A 14,262-nucleotide genomic window follows, 5' to 3' on the forward strand; every position below is an offset into this window, starting at 1 on the left:
GACCCTCGGAGAGCGATGATGACACAGCGCACGGCAGAGCATTTCGACGTGGTCGTGGTTGGTGCCGGGATATCCGGGATCGGCGCGGGATATCACCTTCAGACGCAGTCCCCCGATCGCAGCTATGTCATCCTCGAGGGGCGTGCGCAGCTTGGCGGGACGTGGGACCTGTTCCGCTATCCCGGGATCCGGTCGGATTCGGACATGTACACGCTGGGCTATTCGTTCCGTCCGTGGACCGAGGCCAAGGCGATCGCGGACGGGCCTTCGATCCTCAACTACGTGACCGAAACTGCACGCGATTTCGGGATCGATCGGCACATCCGCTTTGGGCATCACGTCAAGCGCGCGGCTTGGTCCACGCCGGATGCGTGCTGGAGAGTCGAGGCGGATGGGCCGGGCGGGCCGGTCGTGTTTACCTGCGCGTTCCTGTTCATGTGCAGCGGCTATTATAATTACGCGCAGGGGCACACGCCCGAATGGCCGGGGACCGAGGCGTTTGCGGGGCGAATCGTCCATCCGCAATTCTGGCCCGGTGACCTCGACTATGCGGGGAAGGAAGTCGTCGTCATCGGCAGCGGCGCTACCGCGGTGACGCTGGTGCCCGCGATGGCGGACAGTGCGTCGCATGTGACGATGCTCCAGCGTTCTCCTACCTATGTTGTGTCGCGCCCGGCGGAGGATGCGGCGGCCAACTGGCTGCGGCGCAAATTGCCGGCGAAGCTCGCCTATCGGCTGGTGCGGTGGCGCAACGTGTTGATGGGGATACTGTTCTTCAATCTTGCGCGCAAACGGCCGGCGCAGACCAAGGAACGGCTGATCGGGCTGGTGCGCGATCAGCTCGGGCCCGACTATGACGTCGCGACGCATTTTACGCCGAGCTACAATCCGTGGGATCAGCGCTTGTGCCTCGTGCCCGATGCCGACCTGTTCGAGGCGATCAAGCAGGACCGCGCATCGGTCGTGACGGATCGGATCGTGCGCTTTACCCGCCACGGGCTGCTGCTGGAGTCGGGCACCGAGCTTCCGGCGGACGTGGTGGTCACCGCGACCGGGCTGGAACTGCAGTTGCTGAGCGACGTCGCGTTCAGCGTCGACGGGGTGCCGGTCGATCTGACCGAGACGTTCAACTACAAGGGGATGATGTACAGCGACGTGCCCAACATGGCGTCGTCGTTCGGCTACACCAACGCCTCGTGGACGCTCAAGGCGGACCTGACCTGCGGCTATGTCTGCCGGTTGCTCAACACGATGAAGAAGCGCGGGTTGCGCCAAGCCACGCCGCGGGTTGGCGGGGCGGATCTTGCGCCTGCGCCGTTCCTCGATTTCACCTCGGGCTATGTCACGCGGGCGATGGCGAAGTTTCCCAAGCAGGGGAGCAAGGCCCCGTGGCGCGTCCACCAGAATTACGCGCGCGATCTGCTCGCGCTGAAATACGGGTCGGTGGATGACGGGATGGAGTTTTCCAATCCGGTGCCTGCGCAGAAGGGCGCGTCGCGGAAGGAAGCGGCCTGATCCTCTCTGTGTTGCCGCTTCCCCGGCGTAGGCCGGGGCCCAGTAGCGGACCGGATGAAGGTGATAGGCTGCGCTTCGTTACCTTGGCCATTTCGACTGGGCCCCGGCCTTCGCCGGGGAAGCGCAAAGAGGGGAGAGCGCAAGGAGGGAGGAAGCGCAAAGAGGGGAAAGGTAACCGCGTAACCCCGGAACCCAACCCGTAACCAAATGTTTCTCGCGCATTGCTGCATCGCAACTTGCCCTGTTCGTTCGATCGAACTAGAGGCGCATTCGTGCTGCAGCAACGACTCCTCGACATTGCGATCGCCGAATTCGGGGCCAAGGGCCTCGAGGGCGCGAGCACGCGTGGGATCGCCAAGGCGGCGGGGACGGCGATGTCGTCGATCACCTATCATTACGGCGGCAAGGAAGGGTTGTACCTTGCCGCTGCCGACCATATCGCGGCGCAGATCGGCGCGCATATGGCCCCCGCGCTGGAGCTCGGCGCGCTGTCGCCGGGCATGACTGCCAGTGCCGCGCGGACTGCGATCCAGCACATCCTCGCGCGCTTCATCGAGACGATGGGCACCAAGAACAGCGCGTTCTCCCTGTTCATCGTGCGCGAGCAGATGGAGCCGACCGAGGCGTTCGACCGCATCTATGGCGGGTTGATGGGCAAGCTGCTCGAAACGATCGTCGAACTCGTGCGCATCGCGACGGGACGCAACGATCCGTTCGCCTGCGAGGTCGCGGTTCTCACGCTGATGGGCCAGATCGTCATGCTGCGCGCCTCCCGCGCGACCGCGCTCAAATTGCTGCGCCGCCCGAGCCTCGATGCCGATGCGCTGACCGCGCTCGCCGCGCGGATCGCGGCCAATACCGACGCCATTCTCGACCGCATGATCGCCGAACGACAGGAGCTTCCATGAGCGACGACCAAAACGCCGCCAAGCAGGACGACGCCCAGGAGGCGGACAAGCAGAACGATAGCCAGGACAGTGCTGACAAGAACGACGCGCCCAAGAAGCCGTCGATCTTCAAGAAGCCGCTGTTTTGGATCATCCTGATCGCGGTGGTCGCGACGGTCGCGATCGGCGGAACGCTCTATTATCTCGACGCGCGCCAGTACGAATCGACCGATGACGCGTTCGTCGACGCGCATATCGTGCGGCTCGCGCCCAAGGTCGCGGGAACGCTCAAGGCGGTCGCCGACATCGACAACCGGCATGTCGAGGCGGGGCGGTTGCTCGCGGTGATCGAAGCGTCGAGCACCGGCGCACAGGTCGCCGAGGCGCAGGCCAATGTGAAGCAGGCCGAAGCACAGTTCGAGCAAAGCCGCGCGCAAGTCGCCGCGGCGCAGGCCAATCGTGACCAGGCGGTCGCCTCGGCGCGCGCGCCGCTCGCGACGGCGGCGAAGGCGCAGCAGGATCTCGCGCGCTACGAAGCGTTGCTGCGGATCGATCCGTCGGCGGTAGCCGGGCAGCAGCTCGACGCCGCCCGCGCGACCGCGCGCTCGACCGCGGCGGATGCCGCCGCCGCGCGTCAGCAGATCGACAGTGCGGACGCCAACATCCTCGTCGCGCGCAAGCAGGTGAACGCATCGCGCGCGGTGATCGATGCGCGCAAGGCTTCGGTCGAGCAGGCGAACATCACGCTCGGCGACAACCGGCTGGTCGCGCCGGTGTCGGGGCAGGTGGTCAACCGCTCGGTCAACGTCGGTTCCTATGTCGGCCCGGGCACGCAGTTGATGGCGATCGTCCCCGATCACGTCTGGGTAACCGCGAACTTCAAGGAAACGCAGCTTCGCGACATGAAGATCGGCCAGCGTGTCGAGATCAAGGTCGACGCCTATCCCGACGTCAAGTTCGTCGGCCGCGTGGACTCGGTCCAGCGCGGCGCGGGCCAGGCGTTCGCGCTGCTTCCGCCGCAGAACGCCACGGGCAATTACGTCAAGGTCGTCCAGCGCGTTCCGGTGCGGATCGAGTTCGACGCCAAGAACGGTCCCGATCCGCGCAAATATCCGCTCGGCCCCGGCATGTCGGTGATCCCGACGGTCAAGGTCCGCTGAGGTGGCAACCGCCGCAAGGCAGGATGGATGGGATCCGTCGCGATCGGGCGCGGGCAGTTACAGCCCGTGGCTGATCGTGGGGATCATCAGTATCCCGACGTTCATGGAGGTGCTCGACACCTCGATCGCCAACGTCGCGCTCGATCATATCGCGGGGGGCCTGTCGGTCTCCAACGATCAGGCGACGTGGGTGCTGACCAGCTACCTCGTCGCCAACGCGATCGTCATCCCGATCAGCGGCTGGCTGTCCGACGTGATCGGGCGGAAACGCTACTTTCTGTTGTCGATCGCCTTGTTCACGCTCGCGTCGTTGCTGTGCGGGCTCGCGCCCAACCTGACGACGCTGGTCATCGCGCGCGTGCTGCAGGGCATTGGCGGTGGTGGCCTCGCGCCGGTCGAGCAATCGATCCTGGCGGATACCTTTCCCCCCAAGCAACGCGGGATGGCGTTTGCCGCCTTTGCGATCGTCGTCGTCGTCGGCCCCGTGCTCGGGCCGACGCTCGGCGGATACATCACCGAGAATTCGAGCTGGCACTGGGTCTTCCTGATCAACGTGCCGATCGGGATCGCCTCGGTGTTCCTCGTCAACATCTTCGTCGACGAACCCGACGCGATCAAGGAAGACCGGCGCAAGCTGCTCGCGCGCGGGATCCGGGTGGATTACGTCGGCATCATCCTGATTGTGCTGGGGCTCGGCTTCTTCGAACTCACGCTCGATCGCGGCGAACGCGAGGACTGGTTCGCCAGTTCGCTGATCATCGCGACCGCGAGCATTTCGTTCGTGTCGCTGGTCGCGCTCGGCTTCTGGGAAACCAATCACGACGAGCCGGTGATCGACCTCAAGCTGCTCAAGAGCCGCAATTTCTCGCTGACGCTGCTGATCATGGGGATCACGGGGATGATCCTGTTCGGGACGACCCAGTTGATCCCGCAGATGTTGCAGCAGGTGCTGGGGTATACGTCGTTCCAGGCAGGGCTGGCGCTGACCTTCGGCGGGATCGCGACGCTCGTCGCGGTGCCGTTCGCCGGAAGGCTGTCGGGTGTGGTCGATGTTCGGCTGATGCTGTTCCCGGCGTTGCTGGTCCAGGCGTTCGCGCTGTGGAACATGACGCATCTGAACGCGGACATCACCTTCCACAATGCCGCGATCGCGCGTCTGTTCCAGGCGATGGCGCTGCCGTTCCTGTTCGTGCCGATCAACGCGGTCGCCTATGTCGGGCTGCCGCAGAACAAGACCGCGCAGGCATCGAGCCTGCTCAACATCGCGCGTAACCTCGGCGGGTCGATCGGCATCTCGACCGCACAGACGCTGCTCGCGTCGGGGCAGCAACGGCACCAGTCCGAACTCGTCCAGAAGCTCAACCCACTCGATCCCAATTATACCGACTGGCTGCAAAGGGCGCAGGGCGCGTTTGGCGGGCAGGGGGATCCTGCGACGACGTCAATGGCGGTGCTGTACCAGACGGTCCAGCGCCAGGCGTCGATGCTCGCGTTCCTCGACGTGTTTCGTTCGCTGATGATCGTGGTGCTTGTCGTGGCACCGCTCGTATTCCTGATGCGCTCCGGCAAGTCCGGTGGCGGTGGTGGAGGCATGGCCCATTGACCCGCTCGCTTTTTTCTCTCGCGCTGCTGGGCAGTACCCTGCTCGCGGGCTGTACCGTCGGGCCGAACTATACCGCGCCCAAGCTCGCCGTCCCGCCCGCCTTCGCCGAACGCCAGCTTGCCCCGGCGCCGGGCGCACAGGTCGATCCGGCGCGTTGGTGGGCGGCGTTCGGCGATCCGCAGCTTGATTCGCTGGTCGATCGCGCGCTGAAGGATAGCCCCGACATCGCGATCGCGGCGTCACGCGTACGGCAGGCGCGGTTGCAGGAAGTGTCCGCGCGCGCGGTGGGCAAGCCGACACTCGATGCGGCGGGCAACGTCAGTCATATCGAATTCAGCAAGAACGCCGGGCTCGCGTCGATCGCGCAAGCCTTCTCCGGTGGAAACGGCGGCGGCACGGGCACCGGGAGTGGTGCTGGCAGCAGCTCGGGTTTCGCGCTTCCGGGAAGCGGGATCACGACCTTCTCGGCCGGGTTCGATGCGAGCTGGGAGCTCGACCTGTTCGGCGGCGGCAGGCGCGGTGTCGAGGCGGCGGGCGCGCGGGTCGAGGCTGCGGAATGGACCAGGCGTGATGCCGCGGTAACGCTCGCGGCCGAAGTCGCGCAGGCGTATTTCGCGTTGCGGCTCGACCAGGAGCAGATCGCGGTGATCCAGAGCGAGCTGGTGTCGCAACAGCGCTCGCTCGATATCGCGGGCAATATCGCGCGGGTCGGGCTGGTGCCGTCGATCGACGTCACGCGGCAACGCGGATCGATCACCAGCACACAGGCGCGGCTCGAGCCGATCCGGGCGGACGTGCGGGTGCGGATCCATGCGCTCGGTATCCTACTCGGGGTCGAGCCCGAGACGCTGGACGGCGAACTGACGCGGCCTGGCGTTCCGCTGGTCGCGCTTCCGGTGGTGCCGGCGGGGCTTCCGTCGGATCTGCTGCGGCGGCGCCCCGATGTGCGTGCGGCGGAGCGGCAGCTTGCGGCATCGACCGCCGACATCGGCGTCGCGGTCGCGGACCTGTATCCCAAGTTCAACCTGACCGGGATCGCGCAATTGCTGTCCACCTCGCTCGCCACGCTCGTCGCGGGGAACAGCGTGCAGCTGACCGGGACGAGCGCGGTGCAATTCCCGCTGCTCGACTGGGGACGCCGCAAGGCGACGATCGGGATCCGCAAGGAAGACCGCGAACAGGCCTATCTGCAATATCGCACCACCGTGCTCGGCGCGCTGCGCGACGTCGAGGACCCGCTTGCGCGGATCGATGCCGAGCGTGCGCGCAACGCCGCACTGCAACGCGCGGTCGCGGACGCCCAGTCGACCGCGCGCTCGGTCGAGGCGCAATATCGCACCGGTTTCGTGACGCAGACGTCCTTGCTCGATGCGCAAGTCAGCGTGCTGACCGCGCGCGAACAGCTCGCCGCGAGCAACGCGCAATTGCGACAGGATACCGCCGCGCTGTTCAAGGCGATCGGCGGCGGCTGGGAAGAACCGGTGCCAACCCCGACAGGGTGATTGGCAAAGTGGTTAATACGTGCCTAGAACCAAGGGTATGGACACTGCCGACCAGCTCTACGCCGCTGCGCTGACCCATCTTGAGGCGCTGATCGGCTTCGATACGACCTCGCGGGATTCGAACCTGCGGCTGATCGAATATGTCGAAGCGTTCCTGTCGGAGCACGGCGTCGCCAGCCGGCGGGTCGCCAATCCGGAAGGGACAAAGGCGAACCTGTACGCGACGGTCGGGCCGGCGGTTGCCGGCGGGGTGGTGCTGTCGGGGCATACCGATGTCGTGCCGGTCGACGGGCAGGCGTGGAGCAGCGACCCGTTCGTGCTGACCCGGCGCGGGGACAGACTGTTCGGGCGTGGCACGTGCGACATGAAGGGGTTTCTGGCGCTCGCGTTGGCGACGGTGCCCGGGTTTGCGCGCGGGGAGTCGGCGCGGCCGATTCATCTCGCTTTCTCCTATGACGAGGAGGTCGGCTGTCTGGGAGCACCGTCGATGATCCGCGAACTGGTCTCGGACCTGCCTGCGCCGCTTGCGGTGATCGTCGGTGAGCCGACCAGCATGGAAGTGGTCAGCGGGCACAAGGGTATCTCCACCTGGCGCGTGACGGTGACGGGGCATGAGGCGCATTCGAGCCTGACGCATCTCGGCCTGTCGGCGAACATGATCGCGGTCGAACTGATGGAGCGTCTGCGGCAGATCGCACTTGAACTGGAGCGGCACGGCGACCCGGCGTCACCCTATCACCCGCCGCATGCGACGCTGACGATCGGGCTGATGCAAGGCGGCACCGCGGTCAACATTCTGGCGCGCGAATGCACCTTTACGTTCGATTTGCGAACGCCGCCGGGGCAAAATCCCGACACCATCATTGTCCCATTTCTGGACGCCTGCGAAACGGCTCATCGCATTGCGAGGGAACGATTTCCCGATGCAGGCGTGGCGGTGATTCGGCGATCGGCCACCCCGTCCTTCGCGCCGGAGCCGAATGGTGCTGCGGAAATGCTCGCGCGGCGGCTGGCGGGGGACAATGGTCCGACGCGCGCGGCCGCCTATGCAGCAGAAGCGGGACAATTCCAGGGAGCGGGGTTCTCGACGATCATCTGCGGGCCCGGATCGATCGAACAGGCGCATCAGGCGGATGAATTCATCGCGCTGTCGCAAATGGAGCGCGGCGCAGCGTTTATGGCGCGTTTGGCGGAGGCGTTGGCGTGACTGTGGAAATGCTTTTGTCGCGCGATTACAGTCTGGTAGCCCAGGAGCGGAGGGACTTTACAATTAGTGCGCTAATTCAATGCAGTAATTCGTATGTTTTACACCCCGCCGGGCCAAAAACGTCGGCGGTCGAAACGGCTTGGCGATTAACAGGCGGCGAATGTACTTCGTGCACTGCTCCGCCAAGCCGACGAATTAGCTTACCAAGGACGGGTGCTCTCGCCCCAGACGAGCGCGAGGATGAACTTAACCATTGCTCTTCTCCAGTTGTGTGCTCAGTTGGGCACGAATTTTTGTTAATAGAATCTTAAGGTTGTGGCAATCTGGTTTTCGCTGGAAAAGAGCCTGCCTCGGAACGCGCTTAACCGTTCGTTCAACCTTCGAGATTAGCGTGAGCGAATGCCGGAACGTGTGAGCCACTCTCAGGGAAACGCGTCGGCTGAGCGCAGCGAAGGCGCACGTCCTAGCCCTGCCACGCAGCAAGCGCCTGTCTTGAAGCGGGACAGTTCCGCCAGCCAGCACGATGAATGGCAGGCGGTCGGTATTTGCGAGATATCGAATTTCACGGTTCTGCGCCGCCAAGTAGGCGTTCGGCGCATGAACGAACTGCTCCAGCTGCTGTTGGAGCGGATTGTCGGCCTGGGATATGTCGACGCAGCGTCGGCGGGGCGCGGAACGATTGCATTCTCCTTTGCAGCGGCGGCGCTCGCGGATGTGGCTGTTTCAGCGGCGACAGTGTTGCGCGTCTGTCGGGGATCTCTCGCGGTTGATGAACGGGCTTGCCGGCCGTGCATTGCCGTCGGGGTCGCCGCGACGCCACACGGTGAAGTGGAAGAGGTTCGCCTGATCGAGGAGGCTGAGAGTGCGCTCGATGAGGCACGCTCCGCCGGAGGGCTTGCGGTCCGCGACCTTTCTCTCGACGCACCGGCATTCGACCGATTGGCACTCATGCAGGATCTGCCGACGGCGATCGCGAACGGTGAGATGTTCCTGCAATACCAGCCCAAGGTTCATGTCCGGCGCCAGGAGATCGGCAGTTGCGAGGCGTTGGTCCGGTGGAACCATTCCATTCGCGGGCTTATCGGCCCGGGGGACTTCATCACCGTCGCCGAGGACTGCGGGCAAATTGCCGCCCTGACCTTATGGACTCTGGATCGGGTGATCGAGGACCAGGCACTGGTCCATGGCGATGGCCATGACCTGCGGTTTTTCATCAATATCTCCGGCCAGTTGTTGTCCGACGATGCGTTCGTAGCCGCGGTTTGCGAGCGAATGGACCTGTGCGACGCCCGGATTGGTTTCGAGATTACCGAGACGGCAGTGATCGAAGACCCGTTGAGCGCGATTGCCAATCTCAATACCTTTGCGGCAGCCGGCATCGACATTGCGATCGACGACTATGGCGCCGGACTCTCGTCTTTGGCCTACCTCAAGCAGCTGCCGGCAAAAGAACTCAAGATCGACAAGCTGTTCATCCTCAATCTGACGAGCAGTAATCGGGATCCTCTGATCGTGCGGTCAACGATCGACCTAGCGCATGCGCTCGACATGGAGGTCACCGCCGAGGGTGTGGAGTCTCCGGCTGCCTTGGCCCTGCTGTCGGTCATGGGGTGCGATATGGTGCAGGGCTATCTGATCAGCAGGCCGGTTTCGCTCGACCTGTTCCGGCAGTTTCTTCGCGACTATTCGGCCGATTCGTGGCGGGAGTCGTGTCGTGGTACGTTTGCGCAGCCGGCGAGTTTCTGGAAGCGTGCGTGACTCCGGCGATATGATCGGACTGATCCGTTGGGCTTGAAAGCGACGCACTCACAGATCAAGGCGAGCATCGCCCTCATGGTGATGGGGCTGTTCTGCATTCTCAACGCTTATGCGGCGATCGCAGCACCGACGCAGCCCGCTGGCGATTTCGATTCCCTCATCGCGAACACGAAGGCGATGATGCAGGTCGACCCTTCCAAGGCGTTGGTATCTGCCGTTGGCGCGCAGCGCGTGGCGGCCAAGCGCAAAGGCCGTGAAGGCTTGGTGCAGCTTGCGACTGCCAAATGGCTTACTGCCGAAGCGTATCTGCGTCTGAGCGACACGGCCCAGGCGGCACCCGAACTCGACCGTGCCATCAGTCTTGCAAAGCAGTCAGGGATCACGACCAAGCTGAATGGCGACCTTCTGCTGTCAAAAGGGGGGCTTTTGCAGGCAACCGCCAGCTTCGCGGACGCTTTGAAGGCATATCAGCTGGCACACAATATCTTCAGGGACATCGGTGAAACCCGAAGTCAGGCGATATCTCTCATCAACATCAGTATCCTTTACCAGGAGGCCGAAGATTACAAGAACGCCATCCGATATAATGGAGAGGCGCTTGCGGTTTATAAGGGTGATCCAGGGCTCCTGTTTTCGATCTATGGAAGCCTCGGGATCGATCTGAACCAGCTTGGTAGGCTCGCGGAAGCGCAGGTCATGTACGACAAGGCGCTCAAACTGGCGCGGGAGATGAAAAGCCCGATGCTGGAGGCACGCACGCTGCGAAATATCGCGCGCGGACAATTGGAAGCTGGCAAGCTAGCGCTGGCAGACCGTACGATTGCCGAAGGGCTGCGCGTCTCGCGTGGTGAGGACGCTGCGCAGGCACGTCGTCACTTTCTGGAGCTATCCGCCCAATCCGCAGTTCAGCATCGCCAATATCGCCAGGCCGAGCGGCTGATCCAGCAGAGCTTCGACGGCGTCGACGTGACAACCACCACGCTCGATATGCGCGACGCGCATCAGACGGCCTACCGGATCTACCATCAACTCAATGACGAACATCAGGCGCTGATCCATCTCGAGGCGCTGAAACGGCTGGATGACGAGACGTCCAAGCTGTCTGCCTCCGCAAACAGCGCACTGGCGGCGGCGAGGTTCGATTTCGCCAACCAGGAAACACGGATCGCGCAATTGAAGCAGGTTCAGTTGCAGCGCGACATCGACGACGCCGCGCTCCGCGCGCGCACGCAGCAGACGATCTTCGGCGGGCTTGCCATCGCGGGCGGGATCATCGTGGGGATGCTCGTCTTCGGCCTCGTCACGATCCGCCGCAGCCGCAACGAGGTGCGCCGGGCAAACGTCGATCTGGCGGAAACCAACGCCGCATTGGGCAAGGCGCTTGCCGCCAAGACCGAGTTCCTCGCGACCACCAGCCACGAGATCCGCACCCCGCTCAACGGGATTCTTGGCATGACGCAAGTGATGCTCGCGGACGGCGGGATCGATCCAGCGGTGCGCGACCGGATCACCGTCGTGCATGGCGCGGGGATTACGATGCGCGCGCTGGTCGACGATATCCTTGACGTCGCCAAGATGGAGACGGGCAATCTGACAATCGAGGCGGTGCCGTTCGATCTCCGCGCGACGTTGCAGGACGTATCGCGCCTGTGGGAAGACCAGTCGCGCGCGCGCGGGGTTTCGTTCGTGCTCGATCTTGCACGATGCCCGGCGTTCATCGTCGGTGATTCGGCGCGCTTGCGGCAGATCGCGTTCAACCTCCTGTCGAATGCGCTCAAGTTTACCGAGCGGGGCACGGTGACGCTGCGCGCGGTCGACGAAGGCGGGTCGCTCGCGATCTCGGTCGAGGACAGCGGGATCGGCATTCCGGCGGACAAGATCGACCTGATCTTCGAATCCTTCCGTCAGGCCGATGCCGGAACCGCGCGCAAGTTCGGCGGGACTGGCCTCGGCCTCTCGATCTGTCGGAACCTCGCGCGCGCAATGGACGGCGACATATCGGTGGCGAGCGTTCCGGGCGAAGGATCGACCTTCACCGTCCGCATTCCGCTCGTCCATGCAGCGGACCCGGCATCGCTCCAAGCGGCGGCGGATCAACCGCAGGATGCGCTGCTGATCGTCGACCGCAACCCGATCTCCCGCAGCATGCTGCGCGCCTTGCTGGAGGCGCGGGCCGGGACGGTGGTGTTCGCCGCATCGGTCGACGAAGCGCTCGATCGTCTGGCGCGCGGCGGCATCAGCCGAATCCTCGTCGACGAGGCGACGATCCGTGCCGAGGTCGATTCGGACGCCGCAATGGAGCGGATCGGACAGTGCGACGTGTCGTCCTTCTTATTGTGGTCGACTCCGAAAGACGCTGATCTTGCTCACTTTGCTGCTCTGGGCATCGATCAAGTCATCGCCAAACCGATCGCCGGAAATATCCTGTCGGACCGGCTGTTCCGCGATCCAGGCACGCAAAAATCCCCAATCTCCGGGGTTGTTTCGCAGGCTGCGTAATCCGATAGAGGGCCGATGCAGTCGGATGGATCGCCTTTATGTTCAGTGTTGGGGTGAGCCGGTGAATATTCTCTTCATCGAAGACGACCCGATGAACCGTCGTGTGGTCAAGGACATGCTCGACGTCGCCGGTGCGACGATGACGGGCGCCGAAAGTGCCGAGATCGGTCTCGAACTGATCGACGCGAACGATTACGCGATGATCCTGCTCGATTTGCGGATGCCCGGTATGGACGGATTCGAGGCGCTGCGCCGGATCCGGGGGCGGACCGACGCCAAGGCCAAGCTGCCGGTCATCGTCGTCACCGCCGACACCGCGGTCGACCTGCGTGAACGCTGCATCGCGGACGGCGCGGACGATATCCTGTTCAAGCCGGTGGCGATGGATTCGCTGTTCGACGCAATCGGGCGGACGCTCGCCAAGAGTTCGGGCGACGGCATGATCCTCTGACCGCCGCAAGATTGCGGCCGTCACGCCCCCGTTCGGGGCGCCATCCTATTCCGACTTGGGTTCCGGAAAGCGCGCGAGCGCGGTCTTGAGCGACTGCGTCCCGCTGCCGCGGCGCGCCGGTTGTGGCTGGCTCGGCGCGGGGGCCCAGCCCGTCAGGTAGATGATGTCGAACTGTTCCGCGGTCTTGCCGTCGGGATCGGCGCGCGCGGCGAAGGCTTCGGCGGCGCTCGCCAGTGTATCGCGGCGCAGCGGCACGCGGTCGCGCAGGATGTTGGTCGCCGCCATCCCGCGCAAGTCGCGCAGCAATCCGCCGATATCGGAATAGCGCACCGTCAGCGGCTCGATATCCGCGACGGGCAACGCGAAGCCTGCGCGCATCAGCAGGTCGCCCGCCGAGCGCACATCGACTTGCGGATGGATCCGCGCGGCGGGACGCTCGCGTTCGACCTCGCGCAACGTTGCACGCAGCGTCGACAGCGTCCCCGCTCCACAGAAGGCGGCAAGGAACAGCCCGTCGGGCCGCAGCATCCGTCGTGCCATCGCGAGCGCGCCGGGCAAATCGTTGACCGTGTCGAGCACGCCCGCCGATACGATCAGGTCGAACGATTCCGACGCGAACGGGAGCATGTCCTCGTCCGCCTGCACGCCACCTGCTGCTCGGGCGAACGCCGCGCCTGCGTCGCACCGCGTAACACGCACGCCCGGCGGGGCCGGAAAGGCCGCGTCGAAACAGCCGAGATCGAGCATGTCGGCAAAGTCGCGTTTCACTGTGGCGAGCCGGTCGGCCAGCCCGTCGATCATCACCGCGTGGAGGAAGTCGTACGACGCATACTCCGGCGCGGCGCGGTCGCGGTGGAGACGTCGGGCTACGCGATCGAAGATTTCGGGGGCACTCACGGTGCGCCTTGTGCCGCGTGGCGGTGCGCGCGACAAGGGGCGACGTGGCACCCTGGCTGATCCCGCTGCGGCTCGTCGCCGATTTTGCGTTGCCGCCGCGGTGTCCGGGATGTGGGGCGGTGACCGGGGCGGATCACCGCTTCTGCGCGACGTGCTGGGGCGATCTTCGCTTCCTGACGCCGCCGTGGTGCGCGGCGTGTCATCAGCCATTCGCGTTCGACCATGGTGCTGGATCGGTGTGCGATCGATGTGCGCAGGATCCGCCGGTTCATGCGGGTATCCGCGCTGCGGTCGCCTACGGCGATGTCGCGCGAACGGTCGCGTTGCGGTTGAAATACGGCGGGCGGATTGCCTTTGCGGATACGATTGCGCGGCAATTGGCGCGGCTGATGCCCGCAGAGGCGGAGCTGATCGTGCCGGTTCCGCTGCATCGCTGGCGGCTGTGGTCGCGCGGCTTCAACCAGGCCGCGCTAATTGCCGCGGCGGTCTCGCGTGCGAGCGGCGTCCCGACCGATCCGCTGTTGTTGCGGCGCACGCGCGCGACGCCGCCGCTGCGCGGGATGGGACCGCGGGCGCGGGCGCGGACGCTCGCGGGGGTGTTTCGGGCGGTCGATCCCGGTGGCCTGTTGCGCGACAAGGCGGTGGTGCTGATCGACGATATCCATACCAGCGGTGCGACCACGGGCGGATGCACGCGGATCCTGCTTGCAAGCGGTGCGCGGAGCGTGACGATCCTGTGCTGGGCCCGCGTGCTGGGCGAGACCGAATGATCCCGAACGATTG

11 protein-coding genes are annotated in these 14,262 nt (G+C 64.7%); 10 read left to right on the forward strand and 1 reads right to left on the reverse strand.

Translation table 11 applies throughout. From position 1 onward, the window contains the following. Window positions 1–18 precede the first annotated feature (18 nt). The 9 genes from ABIC17_RS12380 (at window position 19) to ABIC17_RS12420 (ending at window position 12,582) form a co-directional block, all read left to right on the forward strand. Window positions 19–1,515 carry a flavin-containing monooxygenase gene (locus ABIC17_RS12380; RefSeq protein WP_354282114.1) on the forward strand — a complete coding sequence of 499 codons (1,497 nt, stop codon included), beginning with the start codon at window positions 19–21 and terminating at the stop codon, window positions 1,513–1,515. A 272-nt stretch (window positions 1,516–1,787) separates the two neighbouring features. Beyond that, window positions 1,788–2,423: a CerR family C-terminal domain-containing protein gene (locus ABIC17_RS12385; protein WP_354282115.1), complete on the forward strand. Its 636-nt coding sequence runs from the start codon at window positions 1,788–1,790 to the stop codon at window positions 2,421–2,423. After that, the gene (locus tag ABIC17_RS12390; protein ID WP_354282116.1) at window positions 2,420–3,562 is read left to right on the forward strand and encodes an HlyD family secretion protein; all 1,143 of its coding nucleotides are present in this window, start codon (window positions 2,420–2,422) and stop codon (window positions 3,560–3,562) included. The genes ABIC17_RS12385 and ABIC17_RS12390 overlap by 4 nt, the downstream gene beginning before the upstream one ends. Window position 3,563: 1 nt before the next feature. Further along, window positions 3,564–5,165, forward strand: a complete 1,602-nt coding sequence (locus tag ABIC17_RS12395) for a DHA2 family efflux MFS transporter permease subunit (RefSeq protein ID WP_354282117.1) — start codon at window positions 3,564–3,566, stop codon at window positions 5,163–5,165. Beyond that, complete coding sequence (locus tag ABIC17_RS12400) at window positions 5,162–6,667, forward strand: efflux transporter outer membrane subunit (protein WP_354282118.1); 1,506 nt, start codon at window positions 5,162–5,164, stop codon at window positions 6,665–6,667. The genes ABIC17_RS12395 and ABIC17_RS12400 overlap by 4 nt, the downstream gene beginning before the upstream one ends. Before the next feature lie 37 nt (window positions 6,668–6,704). After that, the gene (gene argE / locus ABIC17_RS12405) at window positions 6,705–7,874 is read left to right on the forward strand and encodes an acetylornithine deacetylase (RefSeq protein ID WP_354282119.1); all 1,170 of its coding nucleotides are present in this window, start codon (window positions 6,705–6,707) and stop codon (window positions 7,872–7,874) included. Between the two features lie 597 nt (window positions 7,875–8,471). Next, window positions 8,472–9,632 carry an EAL domain-containing protein gene (locus ABIC17_RS12410; RefSeq protein ID WP_354282120.1) on the forward strand — a complete coding sequence of 387 codons (1,161 nt, stop codon included), beginning with the start codon at window positions 8,472–8,474 and terminating at the stop codon, window positions 9,630–9,632. Window positions 9,633–9,665: 33 nt separating this feature from the next. Continuing rightward, on the forward strand, window positions 9,666–12,131 hold the full coding sequence (locus tag ABIC17_RS12415) for a sensor histidine kinase (protein ID WP_354282121.1): 2,466 nt from the start codon (window positions 9,666–9,668) through the stop codon (window positions 12,129–12,131). A 61-nt stretch (window positions 12,132–12,192) separates the two neighbouring features. Then, window positions 12,193–12,582: a response regulator gene (locus ABIC17_RS12420; RefSeq protein WP_354282122.1), complete on the forward strand. Its 390-nt coding sequence runs from the start codon at window positions 12,193–12,195 to the stop codon at window positions 12,580–12,582. A gap of 45 nt (window positions 12,583–12,627) precedes the next feature. On the opposite strand, the gene ABIC17_RS12425 is transcribed toward ABIC17_RS12420, so the two are convergent. Beyond that, window positions 12,628–13,479: a methyltransferase domain-containing protein gene (locus tag ABIC17_RS12425; protein WP_354282123.1), complete on the reverse strand. Its 852-nt coding sequence runs from the start codon at window positions 13,477–13,479 to the stop codon at window positions 12,628–12,630. Window positions 13,480–13,523: 44 nt separating this feature from the next. Here ABIC17_RS12425 and ABIC17_RS12430 point away from each other — a divergent pair, with 44 nt between their 5' ends. Next, window positions 13,524–14,249, forward strand: coding sequence for a ComF family protein (locus ABIC17_RS12430; RefSeq protein WP_354282124.1), 726 nt, complete (start codon window positions 13,524–13,526; stop codon window positions 14,247–14,249). The last annotated feature ends 13 nt before the right edge of the window (window positions 14,250–14,262 follow it).

The sequence above is a fragment of the Sphingomonas sp. PvP056 genome, assembly GCF_040549155.1.
Classification (GTDB): Bacteria; Pseudomonadota; Alphaproteobacteria; order Sphingomonadales; family Sphingomonadaceae; genus Sphingomonas.

What these genes read in the sequence shown, in the direction of transcription:
- ABIC17_RS12390 (WP_354282116.1), top strand. Translation starts at nt 2,420, where the DNA reads ATGAGCGACGACCAAAACGCCGCCAAGCAGGACGACGCCCAGGAGGCG.
- argE (WP_354282119.1), top strand. Translation starts at nt 6,705, where the DNA reads ATGGACACTGCCGACCAGCTCTACGCCGCTGCGCTGACCCATCTTGAG.
- ABIC17_RS12380 (WP_354282114.1), top strand. Translation starts at nt 19, where the DNA reads ATGACACAGCGCACGGCAGAGCATTTCGACGTGGTCGTGGTTGGTGCC.
- ABIC17_RS12410 (WP_354282120.1), top strand. Translation starts at nt 8,472, where the DNA reads ATGAACGAACTGCTCCAGCTGCTGTTGGAGCGGATTGTCGGCCTGGGA.